The 12767-nt window shown below is 45.7% G+C and carries 16 protein-coding genes; 8 read left to right on the top strand and 8 right to left on the bottom strand.

Translation table 11 applies throughout. From position 1 onward, the window contains the following. The first annotated feature begins 161 nt into the window (after positions 1-161). From ACYVJG_RS06335 to ACYVJG_RS06310, 6 genes are all read left to right on the top strand, one after another. Positions 162-1343, top strand: a complete 1182-nt coding sequence (locus ACYVJG_RS06335) for an EAL domain-containing response regulator (RefSeq protein ID WP_460430300.1) — start codon at positions 162-164, stop codon at positions 1341-1343. 3 nt (positions 1344-1346) lie between these two features. Then, on the top strand, positions 1347-1979 hold the full coding sequence (gene upp, locus ACYVJG_RS06330) for a uracil phosphoribosyltransferase (protein ID WP_460430299.1): 633 nt from the start codon (positions 1347-1349) through the stop codon (positions 1977-1979). A gap of 41 nt (positions 1980-2020) precedes the next feature. Beyond that, positions 2021-2563: a hypoxanthine-guanine phosphoribosyltransferase gene (locus ACYVJG_RS06325; RefSeq protein WP_460430298.1), complete on the top strand. Its 543-nt coding sequence runs from the start codon at positions 2021-2023 to the stop codon at positions 2561-2563. Between the two features lie 7 nt (positions 2564-2570). Beyond that, positions 2571-3311 (top strand): S-methyl-5'-thioinosine phosphorylase, encoded by a 741-nt coding sequence (locus ACYVJG_RS06320; protein WP_460430297.1) that lies wholly within the window; start codon positions 2571-2573, stop codon positions 3309-3311. Positions 3312-3376: 65 nt separating this feature from the next. Then, positions 3377-4306, top strand: coding sequence for a DHH family phosphoesterase (locus ACYVJG_RS06315; protein ID WP_460430296.1), 930 nt, complete (start codon positions 3377-3379; stop codon positions 4304-4306). A 37-nt stretch (positions 4307-4343) separates the two neighbouring features. Beyond that, positions 4344-4868, top strand: coding sequence for a peptide deformylase (locus ACYVJG_RS06310; protein ID WP_022653739.1), 525 nt, complete (start codon positions 4344-4346; stop codon positions 4866-4868). A 15-nt stretch (positions 4869-4883) separates the two neighbouring features. Here the strand turns inward: ACYVJG_RS06310 and ACYVJG_RS06305 are convergent, their stop codons facing one another. The 7 genes from ACYVJG_RS06305 to ssuE all read right to left on the bottom strand — a co-directional run bounded on the left by ACYVJG_RS06305 (position 4884) and on the right by ssuE (position 10428). After that, the gene (locus tag ACYVJG_RS06305) at positions 4884-5723 is read right to left on the bottom strand and encodes an EAL domain-containing protein (RefSeq protein ID WP_460430295.1); all 840 of its coding nucleotides are present in this window, start codon (positions 5721-5723) and stop codon (positions 4884-4886) included. A gap of 135 nt (positions 5724-5858) precedes the next feature. Then, positions 5859-6074: a TOBE domain-containing protein gene (locus ACYVJG_RS06300; protein ID WP_022653741.1), complete on the bottom strand. Its 216-nt coding sequence runs from the start codon at positions 6072-6074 to the stop codon at positions 5859-5861. 13 nt (positions 6075-6087) lie between these two features. Further along, positions 6088-6903 (bottom strand): ATP-binding cassette domain-containing protein, encoded by an 816-nt coding sequence (locus ACYVJG_RS06295; RefSeq protein WP_081642715.1) that lies wholly within the window; start codon positions 6901-6903, stop codon positions 6088-6090. Positions 6904-6910: 7 nt separating this feature from the next. Then, entirely contained in the window at positions 6911-7681 is a 771-nt protein-coding gene (ssuC, locus tag ACYVJG_RS06290; RefSeq protein ID WP_022653743.1) for an aliphatic sulfonate ABC transporter permease SsuC, read from the bottom strand. Positions 7682-7691: 10 nt separating this feature from the next. Continuing rightward, positions 7692-8837, bottom strand: a complete 1146-nt coding sequence (ssuD, locus tag ACYVJG_RS06285) for an FMNH2-dependent alkanesulfonate monooxygenase (RefSeq protein WP_022653744.1) — start codon at positions 8835-8837, stop codon at positions 7692-7694. Positions 8838-8862: 25 nt separating this feature from the next. Continuing rightward, positions 8863-9792, bottom strand: a complete 930-nt coding sequence (locus ACYVJG_RS06280; protein ID WP_022653745.1) for a sulfonate ABC transporter substrate-binding protein — start codon at positions 9790-9792, stop codon at positions 8863-8865. A 36-nt stretch (positions 9793-9828) separates the two neighbouring features. Next, positions 9829-10428, bottom strand: coding sequence for an NADPH-dependent FMN reductase (ssuE, locus tag ACYVJG_RS06275; RefSeq protein ID WP_022653746.1), 600 nt, complete (start codon positions 10426-10428; stop codon positions 9829-9831). Between the two features lie 397 nt (positions 10429-10825). Here ssuE and ACYVJG_RS06270 point away from each other — a divergent pair, with 397 nt between their 5' ends. Together ACYVJG_RS06270 and ACYVJG_RS06265 are read left to right on the top strand one after the other, a co-directional pair. Next, positions 10826-11083, top strand: a complete 258-nt coding sequence (locus ACYVJG_RS06270) for a YjhX family toxin (RefSeq protein WP_460430294.1) — start codon at positions 10826-10828, stop codon at positions 11081-11083. A gap of 9 nt (positions 11084-11092) precedes the next feature. Continuing rightward, positions 11093-11599, top strand: a complete 507-nt coding sequence (locus ACYVJG_RS06265; RefSeq protein WP_460430293.1) for a GNAT family N-acetyltransferase — start codon at positions 11093-11095, stop codon at positions 11597-11599. 62 nt (positions 11600-11661) lie between these two features. Here ACYVJG_RS06265 and ACYVJG_RS06260 read toward each other — a convergent pair whose 3' ends face one another. Then, complete coding sequence (locus ACYVJG_RS06260) at positions 11662-12753, bottom strand: response regulator transcription factor (protein WP_460430292.1); 1092 nt, start codon at positions 12751-12753, stop codon at positions 11662-11664. Positions 12754-12767: the final 14 nt, after the last annotated feature.

Below are 12767 nucleotides of genomic sequence, written 5' to 3'. Positions count from 1 at the left end.
CAGTTTTAGCAAAGGTCTAAATCCTTGCTTAATACGTGCAATTTTTTGTGGCTTCGTGCAAAAATCCCCGTCCTAGACGGGTTTTTTTGTTAAATTGCCAGCCTTTATGGGCGACAACAGCCCAGCATGATTTGAACCCTATTTTGGTGCGAACTGACGCTATGATATCTCCTCAACATATTTTGATTGTCGATCATCAAATCTCACGGTGTGTACTGTTAACAGAACGGTTACGGACACGTGGAGTGCGTGCGGTGCGCCGTGTTCCTTCTATCGAGATGGCACTGCAAGCCCTCGACCAAGACGTCACCGACTTGGTGTTCTGTGCTGTTGATTTGCCACAGTTGGCTGGCATTGCGCTGTTGCGTGCCCTTGCTGCACGCCCATCGAACCCAACCCTCGTGTTGTATGGTGAACTGGATCCTGCCCTACTGGCGACGGCCGATCGGATGGCAGAAGCGTTGGGGCTCAAAACATTAGGCTGGAGCAGCACGCCAGCTGACGATGCCGTCCTTGATGCCTTGTTTACGCGCATCCACAACGACGATATGCCAGAACCACCGGCAGTGGTGCCACCGGAAACCATCGACGATATCGTGCGTGGTATTGCCAATAACGAATTTGAGTCGTTCTTCCAACCCATTCTTGATCTGAAGAATAACCGTGTCGTCGGCGTTGAGGCGTTGGCGCGTTGGCGTCATCGTGAAAAAGGGCTGATTCACCCAGCCAGCTTTATTCCGGTCTTGGAACGCTTTGACATGATGGATGCCATTACCGGCATCATGGTTGATCGTGCAGCGGCGGCTTGCCGTCGTTGGTTAGATGATGGGATTCGCTTATCGGTTGCGATTAACTTATCGGCTGTCTCGTTGTCTGATACCGAATTGGCGGACGAATTGGCCGCACGTGTCTTACGTCATGGCGTACCCCCTGCGCGTTTTGTGTTTGAATTTAGCGAAACGGGGATCAATGCCCATCCGGCTGATGCGCTAGAGAATGTGTTACGGCTGCGGATGCACGGCTTTGGTTTGGCGATTGACGACTTTGGTGTCGGTGGTGCCTCGTTAAAACAACTGTCTGCACTGCCCTTTACCCAATTGAAAATTGACCGTGCCTTTGTGCATGGTGCAGCAGGCGACCCCACTTTGTCGTCAATTTTGGAAACCGGCTTGTCGTTGGCGCGCCGCTTAGGATTAGAAGCCGTCGCCGAGGGGGTGGAGCGCGAAGCCGATATGGAATTACTGCGCCAACTCGGATGTGATCGTGTACAAGGTTATGCCTCTGGGGAAGCTCTGCCAGAAGCAGAGTTTTTGGCTTGGTTAAAAGCACGGGGCGAGGCATAAATTATGAATATCCATGTGGTGAACCACCCTTTGGTACAACATAAGCTTGGCCTATTGCGTGAAGCGGGGGTCAGTACCAATAAATTCCGTACCTTGACGCAAGAATTAGCGCGTTTGTTGGCCTATGAGGCCACACGCGATTTTGAAGTGGAAACGGTCACGATTGATGGCTGGTGTGGCCCAATCGATGTGCAACAGATTAAGGGTAAAAAGGTCACGGTAGTGCCGATTCTACGTGCGGGTCTGGGCATGTTAGATGGGGTTTTAGATTTGGTTCCGTCAGCCAAAATCAGTGTGGTGGGTCTCTACCGCAATGAAGAAACCCTCGAACCCGTCCCCTACTTTGATAAATTTGTGGATGCGTTAGATGAACGTATTGCCCTGATTATCGACCCCATGTTAGCAACAGGGGGTTCGATGGTTGCCACAATTGATTTGCTGAAGCGTAAGGGATGTAAAAATATTCGTGCGGTGGTGATGGTTGCTGCCCCAGAAGGGGTGAAAGCTGTCAATGCAGCCCACCCCGATGTGGACATCTACTCGGCCTCGCTCGATAGTCATCTCAACGAACAAGGCTATATCATTCCAGGGCTAGGAGATGCCGGAGATAAAATCTTCGGTACTAAACACGCCTGATCGGGTGTGTTGTTTTTTATTTTTTGCTGGACGAAATTTGTATGCCCAATGTTGCTGAAGCCCGTGGCTTGCTCAATAGCGCCGATATTTTGTTTACCGCTGCCGAAGTTGATGCAGCGGTTGACCGTATGGCGACAGAAATTACTGCCAAACTGGGCGAGACCTATCCTCTCGTGTTATCCGTCATGGGGGGCGCGGTCGTCTTTACTGGCCAATTGTTGCCTCGCTTGTTATTCCCCCTCGATTTTGATTACGTCCATGTCAGCCGCTATGGTGATAAAACCCACGGTGGTGAATTGGTGTGGCGGACTTCACCAAAAGAAGATGTCCGCGACCGCGTGGTGTTGGTATTAGATGACATCTTGGACGAAGGCGAAACGATGGCAGCCATTCGCGACAAGGTGCTGAGCATGGGGGCGAAATCGTTCCACAGTGCTGTGTTTGCCAATAAATTGATTAGCAAAGCCAAACCTATCAAAGCAGACTTTGTTGGATTGGATGTCCCTGATCGTTATGTATTTGGTTATGGCATGGATGTGCGCGGTTTATGGCGTAATCTTCCTGCTATTCATGCCTTAAAGTGAGTGAATTATGTTAGCCATCATCGGGGGTAGCGGGCTGTCTCGTTTACCAGGTTTAGACATCACGCATCGCCAAGTGATGCGTACACCCTATGGTGAACCGTCTTGTCCCCTCTCTTTCGGACAAATCGCTGGCCGACAGATTGTCTTTCTAGCCCGACATGGCTATGGCCATTCTCTTGCACCACATGAGATTAACTACCGCGCTAATATTTGGGCGCTGGCTGAAATTGGCGTCAGTGGTATTTTGGCGGTAGGGTCTGTCGGGGGGATTCACCCTGAATTGACCACTGGTGTGTTAGCAGTACCTGATCAAATCATCGACTATACCCATAGTCGGGCCGCGACTTTTTTTGAAGGCCCTGATCAGCCAGTAGTGCATGTCGATTTTAGCTATCCCTATGATGCAACGCTGCGTTGCCGTCTGCTTGAAGCAGCGGCAACGTTGGCCATTTCCGTTCATGATGGCGGCTGCTATGCTGCCACTCAGGGGCCCCGTTTAGAAACAGCCGCCGAAATTCGCCGTCTTAGTCAAGATGGGGCGGATATGGTGGGGATGACGGGAATGCCCGAAGCGGCACTTGCACGCGAAAAACACTTACCCTATGCCACATTAGCCGTAGTCGCCAATCGAGCGGCAGGGTTAAACGGCGCAGGGGTGGAAATTGATTTTCAAGCAAACCAAGCTGCTTTCCTTCAAGGTCTCGATCAGGCTCGGCGTATCTTGGTTGCGTGTTGTTCTCCGATTTAAGAGTCTCTTTATATTGGCTTGCCACGATAAAACAAGCCACCTTACCCTCATCAGGAGTGTTAGAAATGACCGAAAAATACCGCCTAGTCACCCGCAGCGACTTTGACGGTCTGGTGTGTGCCGCTTTGCTGAAACATCTGGATTTGATCGACGATATCTTGTTTGTGCATCCTAAAGATATGCAAGATGGCAAGATCGAAATCTCTGGCCGCGACATTACAACTAACCTGCCTTACGTCAAAGGCTGCTATCTTGCTTTTGACCACCATCTGAGCGAAACCCTACGCAATGATGGCAATATCACCAACCACATCATCAGCCCAGATGCACCGTCGGCAGCACGCGTGGTGTGGGAATATTACGGCGGCCATCAGGCCTTCCCTGCCGCATGGGATGAAATGATGGATGCCGTAGATAAAGGCGACTCGGCGAACTTCACCACCGAAGAAATTTTGCATCCTGATGGTTGGGTATTGCTGAATTTCTTGATGGATGCACGGACAGGTTTAGGGCGATTCCGTGAGTTCCGCATCAGTAACTATCAACTGATGATGAAACTTATCGACTATTGCCGCACTCACACCATTGAAGACATTTTGCATTTGCCAGATGTGCTAGAGCGTGTTGATCTGTATTTTGAACACAAAGATCGCGCCCTAGATCAGCTGCGTCGTTGCACCAAAGTACATGGCAATTTGTTGGTGTTAGATTTGCGTGAAGAAGACACGATTTGGGCCACCAATCGCTTCACACTGTATGCCTTATTCCCACAATGCAATATCTCGGTGCATGTGCTGTGGGGTTTGAAACAGCAAAACACCGTGTTTGCCATTGGCAAATCGATTGTCAACCGTAGCTCGAACACCAATGTCGGCGAGCTGTGCCTCAGCTATGGCGGTGGGGGTCACTTGAATGCAGGAACTTGCCAAGTTGAGAACGATAACGCGGCTGAAGTGCTAGATGTGATTATTCAAAAAATCAATGCTGATGGTTAATTTGGCATTGAAGTAACTCAGCAAGAGGTACGTTGCCATGTCTGTCTGTCCTATTTTGAAAATGGGTGATCCCAGATTATTGCGTCTTGCCGATCCAGTGACAGCGTTTAATACGCCAGAACTGCATCAGTTATTGACCAATCTACGCGATACGATGGCAGCCACAGGTGGAGCAGGCTTGGCAGCACCACAAATTGGGGTCAATCTGCAAGTCGTGATTTTTGGAACGGGTGAAAAACTTGCTCGCTATCCAAATGCCGACCCTATTCCCCCCACCGTATTAATCAACCCAACTCTGACCCCTTTGGGTGCCGAGATGGAAGATAACTGGGAAGGCTGTTTGTCTATCCCCGGACTGCGTGGCCTCGTCCCTCGTTATACCCGCTTACGTTATCAAGGTTTCAACGAATTCGGCGACCTGATTGACCGAACAGTCGATGATTTTCACGCCCGCGTGGTGCAACATGAATGCGATCACTTGTGGGGCATTCTTTATCCAATGCGGATGAAAGACATGCGCCAATTTGGTTTTACTGATGTGTTATTTCCCGATCTGGCCTAATTCGGTTATCTATGATCAGCAAGGAATCACCGCGTGTGGCATCGCTAAGAAATAACCTTGCACCCAATCACACCCCACATCTTGTGCGAGGGAAAGTTGTAATTGATGTTCTATTCCCTCGCAAACCACTGTCGCGCCCATTTGATGTAAGTGCTCAACAATCTTAGGTAAGGCCAATCTCACTTTTGGTTCAACAACTGCCCTTTGGATAAGTAACCGATCCAACTTCACGATATCTGGTTCTAATAACCACACTCGATCTAGGTTTGAGTGTCCCGCACCAAAATCGTCTAAAGCAATTAGAAAACCTTGTTGACGATAGCTATTGACTGCCTCAAGTAACAGCAAATTATCATCGACAGCATCTTCGACAATTTCTAAAGTAATTTGTGGTGGAGACAGTCCTGCAATCTGTAAAATATCAGCAAAAAAACGACCATGTCCTGTTTTAACGCCAATCAGGTGAAACGCATTAATATTTAAAAAGATAGAAAAACTGGGGGTTGGCACTTGTCTTAGTAGATTAGCAATATGTAATACCCTGACCAAACGATCAAGAAATATTGCTCGGGCAGGCATTCTTTCTGTGGTGAATAAAAGATTAGGCGGAATTGAGTGGCGATTACTCGACACTCTCGCTAAAGCTTCAACCGCAATAATTTTTTTCTCGAAAGAAAAGATGGGTTGATACGCAGAGGTAATTTCCCATTCATCAAAGTGGGCATAAATTTTTTGCTCACGACCAAAAAAAACACGCTGATCTAGTGATGCTTCTGCAAAGAATGTATTTGCAGTGTCTAACAAATTGCAAATCGTGGGTGTGTTCACCAGATGCAATATATCAAAGTTACCCATAACATTTTAATGCCTTTTTATTTTTACAAATGAATATTAACACCCTCCATTTTAGATAAAAAATAATATATAAAGATTCTCTCATAGCAAAAAGTTATAAAGCCCTCGATCAAGATCGAGGGCGAGTAGCAAACATCAGAGTTTTGCAATGGAAACTTCTGTCGATTTCACAAAGGCAATGACTTGATCACCCACTTTCAAATCCAGATCTTTGACTGAACGGGTTGTGATCACTGAGGTCACCAGTCCTGCTGGTGTATTGACGTCAACCTCTGACAGCACAGGCCCTTCTAAGATTTCAACAATATTGCCTTTAAATTGATTGCGAACGTTAATAGATTTGATTGACATTTCAATTTCCTTTTCAAATTGCCCAACGTAGTTGTTGCCATTGTTGGCTCACATATTTGGTTACGCTGGGTGGAGATAAAACCGTTTGTGGTGTTGCTAAAATACGATGCAAAATTTTTTGCTCATATTCGACCAACAGTGCTTGTGCTGCTGAACGTGGTCTTGCTAAATCTATTTTAAGATCTAATCCAATTTTACCCCCTTCTAATAAAATGACTCGATCTGCCAGTTTGACAGCCTCATTGACATCATGGGTGACCAATACCACAGTAAAACCATGTTTCTGCCATAGCTTTTCGATCAATTGCTGCATATCTATGCGAGTTAAAGCATCTAATGCACCTAGTGGTTCATCTAATAACAATAACTGTGGCTGATGAATCAAAGCTCGTGCTAATGCCACGCGCTGCTTTTGTCCACCAGATAAACGAGCCGGCCATTCTTGTGCTTTATCAGACAAGCCAACTTCGTCTAATACTTGATAGGCTTTTTCCTGCCACGGACCAGATAATCCTAATCCCACATTGTCAATCACGCGTTTCCAAGGCAACAAGCGAGGGTCTTGAAACATGACTCTAATTTGCTGCTGTTGATCATGATTACCAAAGATTATTTCTCCGGAGCTGGGTTGATCTAACCGAGACAGCAATCGTAATAACGTGCTCTTACCACAACCAGAACGTCCCACTAATGTGACAAACTCACCTGCAGCAATCTCTAAATCAACTTCATTTAATACTTTCTTGTCAGAAAATTGCTGAGATACTTTCTTCAAATCAATCTTTAATGCAGATGATGTCTCAACGTGATGGATATCATTTTTCATCATCTTTTCCTCAATTCAAATAAGCAGGGTGCCATTTAAGTGCAACACGCTCAATGGCTCGGGCAAGCATATCGACTAATTTACCTAACACTGCATACAGCAAGATAGCTAATACAACAATGTCAGTTTGAAGAAACTCTCTGGCATTCATCGCAAGATAGCCAATTCCAGAAGAGGCAGAAATTGTTTCAGCGACAATTAAAATCACCCATGCAAACCCTAAAGAGAAGCGTACACCAACTAAAATAGAAGGTAGTGCACCGGGTAGTAAAACATCCTTAAATAATTGCCAACCCTTTAGGCCATAACTACTTGCCATCTCTAGTAATTGTTGATCAATTGATCGAATGCCGTGGTAGGTATTCAGATAGACAGGGAATAATGTACCAAAGGCAACTAAGAAAATTTTTGCTCCTTCATCAATTCCAAACCACAAAATAACTAATGGAATTAAGGCAAGAGGTGGAATATTTCTTAACATTTGCAAGGTGGTATCAAAAGTATTTTCAGCGACTTTTGACAAACCCGCAGCAAGCCCAAGGATGAATCCAAGTCCACCACCAATCAGAAAACCTAATAAAACACGAAAGAAACTGATTTTTAAGTGGGCAATTAATTCACCATTGGAAAGTAAATCCCAACCTGCCACCAAAACAGCGGATGGGGCAGGTAAAATGCGGCTGTGCAACCACCCCACTTCAGCAGCAAACTGCCACCCACCAAATAGCAAAGCAGGAACACACCAAGGCACCAAAGGACGTAACCACGTTGACACAGCCATTGCATTACTCCTATGAAGCAGACACTAACTGCGCTGGGGGCGCGATATTAGCGATGGTTTCACCAAATGGTGTTAGAAAAGCAACATCGGGGGTCAGGGGTTGGGCACGATCAGGCAAGTGAGGGAATAACAATTCGGCCACGCGGTAAGCTTCTTCCAGATGTGGATAACCCGATAACACAAAGGTATCTATGCCGAGTGCTTGATATTCTTTCAGTCGTGCGGCTACTGTCGGGCCATCCCCTACCAAAGCAGTGCCTGCACCACCGCGCACCAAGCCGACCCCCGCCCACAGATTTGGACTGACTTCGAGTTGATCGCGTTTTCCACCGTGTAAGGCAGACATCCGCCGTTGGCCCTCGGAATCGGTTTTAGCAAAAGCATTCTGTGCTGCAGCAATTGTGTCATCGTCTAATCGACTGATTAATTCATCTGCTGCTTGCCATGCGGCTTCATTACTTTCTCGAACGATGACGTGAACCCGTAAACCAAATTTCACCTCCCGTCCTCGTAGTGCTGCACGTGCTTTTACGTCAGCAATTTTCTCTGCGACTGCCGCAGGTGGCTCTGCCCATGTCAGGTAAGTATCAATATGCTCTGCGGCCAGTTCATGTGCCGCAACAGAGGATCCACCAAAATATAAAGGTGGATGAGGACGTTGCACTGGTGGGAATAAGACCTTGGCGCCTTCCACATCAATATATTGCCCTTGTAATGACACGGTTTCTCCGGCCAATACGCCCTTCCAAACATGCAAGAATTCACTTGCAGCATGGTAGCGTTCATCATGAGATAGCTTTACACCGTCGCCAGCAAATTCATTTGGATCCCCGCCTGCTACGACATTGACTAATAGCCGTCCTCCGGAAAGCCGATCAAATGTAGAAGCCATCCGCGCAGCCACCGTGGGCTGCATGATGCCTGGACGAACTGCCACCAAAAACTTCAGGCGCTTTGTCAATGGAATCAATGTTGCAGCAGCCACCCACGGATCTTCGCATGAACGACCGGTAGGAATCAGCGCACCGTTGAACCCCAAACGATCTGCTGCCTGAGCAATTTGCCCCAAATAAGCTTGATCTACTGCCCTTGCACCTTCTGCAGTTCCTAAGTAACGACCATCACCATGAGTTGGAAAAAACCAAAAAATATTCATTTCGACTCCAAAATGGGTAAAAAAATTATTGCAATACGGCTTGTTGCACGGAAATCCGCTTCGGAATAAGTTTTAGATCAGCAAAAACATCTGCGATTTTTTGTTGCTCTTGAATCACAACAGAAGAGATCGGGGAGACACCAAAACTATATCGGCTGGTCGCCAATGAAACGATGTCTGTTGGCAACCCAATTTGAGGCGCGAGAAATGCTGTCACTTGTTCTGGGTTTGCCTTACCCCATTGATCAATTCGATCCAGTTCTTCTAGGACAATCTTGGTAATTTTTGGGTTTTTCTGTGCAAAATCTCGACGGGCAAGATAGAACTGATGGTTTTTTACAATCCCTTTACCATCCGCAATCACCCGAGCCCCAATCTGTTTTTCTGCTGCGGCAAGGAAAGGATCCCAAATGGCCCAAGCATCGACACTACCCCGCTCAAAAGCAGCGCGAGCATCGGCAGGAGGTAAGAAAACCGTTTGAACATCGCTGTATTTCAAGCCATGTTTCTCTAATGCTTTAACCAGCAAGTAATGCACATTAGAGCCTTTATTAAGAGCAATTTTCTTGCCTTTTAAATCTGCAACAGAACGAATGGTTGAGTTTTTTTGCACAACAATCGCTTCTGATGAGGGAGCCGGCGGCTCATTACCAATGTAAACCAAATCAGCACCCGCAGCTTGAGCAAAGATCGGGGGCGCTTCTCCTGTTGTTCCAATATCTATCGATCCGACATTTAAGCCTTCAAGTAGCTGGGGGCCAGCAGGAAATTCAGTCCATTTAACTTCAATACCATCTGCTTTAAGCCTTTGCTCTAGATTGCCTTTGGCTTTGAGAATGACTAACGTGCCATATTTTTGGTAACCAATTCTGACGGTGTCTGCATGACTTGGCAGATGGATGAGTGCTACAACGCTGGCAGCCAAGATAGTGGGAAGAAAACGTTTTAAAGACATTTTGATATCCTTTCTTAATTTTTTGACGCAAAATTTTTAGACACTGACTCGGGCGTCACGAACACGCTCAGATAACCAAGCATCTTCTAATGGACGAGGGAAACGACGATGTAGCTGTTCAACAAATTGATCTAATGCAAGGTCTAATCGTTGTGTCAGCTCACTCTCGAGGCCGACTAATTCACCAGCTTGGCTTGGACGTGTAATTTGTTTATCAATAGCAAATACACCAGGCAAAATCTCACCTGCTTTTAATGCCGTCAAAACAGGTTTAAGGGCGTAATCGACGGCAAGCATATGTGCAGTTGTGCCGCCAGTAGCAATCGGGAGCACCACTTTATTGTGCAGTCCGCGTTCTGGGATGAGATCGAGCAGTGTTTTGAGTGCGCCAGAGTAGGCTGCTTTATAAACTGGGGTCGCAACAATCAAGCCGTGGCTTTGTTGAACTTGTTGCAAAAATTGTTGTACAGCCAAACTGTTAAAGCGGCCATATAACAAATCTTCGGCAGGTAACGAGAAGGGTGTCACAACTTCAGTGTTGAAACCGTACGCATTCAAGTAGCGTAAGGCCACATCAACTAGGGCTGCAGTTCGAGAGTTTTCGCTCGGGCTGCCAATGAGGGCAAGAACAGACATCACAACTCCTATCCATGTGCTGTGTTAGCAATGGAAACAAGCGTAACGCCAAATTTTAATAATTAAAAATTATATTTTTTACATCCTTAATTACAAAAAAGTCTATCAAGCATAAGGGAGGGGTGCGCATCATGTGTTGTGGTGTCCCCATCCGGATCAATACACATACGTCTTTGTCATGCTTGGAGGAAGATTTGCTTGGTGACAGTTTGATCGTAGAGGCTTTAAAATCGCAGGCTGATTTTATTTAATCAAAAAGGTTTTGGATGTTATTGGAGCTTGTAGCTATCTGATAACGCCCCCCTGAATCAGATAGGTGGGATTGTTATCGATAGGCAAAAAATCGCATAGGCATAAAAAGCCCTTGCTAGTTTCGCATAACTACAAGATAGCCAAAATGAATATCTCAAAGCCTGAACAAAAAACCTTGCATGTTCTTGCAAAAGGTGGCCGCATTGTCCACATCCGAAATGAATCGGGCCACATCACTCAAGTGGATTGTTACACGCGGGAAGGGTTTATCCTGACCGAATGTACGATGACCATTTTCAAAAAACTCCGCGCTAAAAAATTGATTAGTTCAAAAAATGGTCAACCTTATATGATCAATAAAGCTGGCTTACGCGCTGTTCGCGCGCAATTAGATAATCAATAGGGGGGTGAGATGAAAATTGAAATCAGAAAAGAAAAGCCAGCAGATATTGATGCCATTTTTTCTGTCACAGAAAAAGCATTTTTGAATGCTCAACACACACAACATACTGAACAATTCATTGTCAATGCTTTGCGTAACAATCAAGCACTATCATTATCGCTGGTTGCACTGCATAACAATATTATTGTTGGCCATGTTGCCTTTTCGCCAGTCAGTATTTCTGGCTGTCATCAGCATTGGTTAGGTGTGGGACCCATTTCGGTTTTGCCTCATGTTCAGAACCAAGGGATTGGGACTCAGTTGATGCAGGCGGGGCTCGATTGGTTGGCGAATGTTGGTATCGATGGTTGTGTGTTGGTAGGGGATCCCAGATTCTATTCGCGATTTGGATTTTCTGCTCAGCATGGTTTGATTTTGCCAGATGTACCAGCAGAATACTTGTTAGCAAAAAGTATCAGTGGTGTGATTCCACAAGGGATTGTAACGTTTAACGAGGCATTCCAAGCCAAGCAATAAGTAGTCTGATGGCAGGGTAGAAACGATCTTGGATTTACCCTGCCACAGATTATATGATCAAATTAAGAGAGTTTTTCTAATAATTTCTCAATTACTTTTTCAATTCCTAATTCTTTGGATTGCAACTTAAATAGATTTTCTCGGGCTTGTTCGATAATTTCGCGAATGGCCAATTCTTGGGTTTCTTTTAAGTCATAACACATAATCAATGATTGCAAAGACTCGGTCATCTCGTACATATTTCGATCACCTTGTTGCCGCAAGTCGCGTAATTCTTGTTGGAGTTCTGACGACGCCTCTAACAATTCTTTTTTTGTATCGGTTAATGCCTCGGCCTGTTTATCTACCAATTCGTGGGCTTGTATCCGAGATGCCGCCAAATCCAGTCCCTCAACAATCTGAGCAACATGGTCTTTGATTCGAGTATAACGGTCAACATCCTCTATTGGCATGTTTCTAACTAAAACCGTTGCATGTTCGCTATTAAAAACCACTTGTTTCTTATACTCAAATACCTGCCCCATATTTTTCATGTGTTCTAACACCGATTTTTCAATCGGTGAAGCATGATGCTCTTCAATACCATTCATTGACCGAATTTCAATCGAGGCATTTAAACCAAATTGGTTCAATGCCTTAAGAGCAATATGCAATAGTTTATTCTGGGTATCACAAAACGAAACTTTCTTAAAAAAGTTTAATGTAATATCTGTTTCACCCAGGGCACTCAACGCAGAAAACGAAGTTTGCTGAGATTGAATCGCATAGTTTTCTGCTTCTTTACGAGCACAAGACAGCGCATACAAACGACTCACTTTAGCGAGTAATTCTTCGGGAACAGCAGGTTTGGAAAAGTAATCATCTGCCCCTGCTTGGTAGGCATTGAGGCGATCTTGGATATCGTCGAGAGACGATAAAATCAATACTAGACAATCATTGAGATGAGGATATTCCCTGATTTTTTCGCACAGCTGATAGCCGTTCATCCCAGGTAATTCAAGATCAAGGATAGCCACCGAGGGGTGTAAATGTTCGAGCTCACACAACGCGGTTTCAGCATCTTCATAACTGACCACTTCGAAAGTGTCTTTAAAAAGATGGTTCACCCACAAACGTTGCATTGGGTCGTCATCAACATGAAGCAGGGTATCCACCGACTCTCATCCTT

Source organism: Aquaspirillum soli, assembly GCF_054781915.1.
The sequence above is the reverse complement of the archived record's forward strand: the minus strand, read 5'-3'. Positions and strand labels throughout refer to the sequence as shown.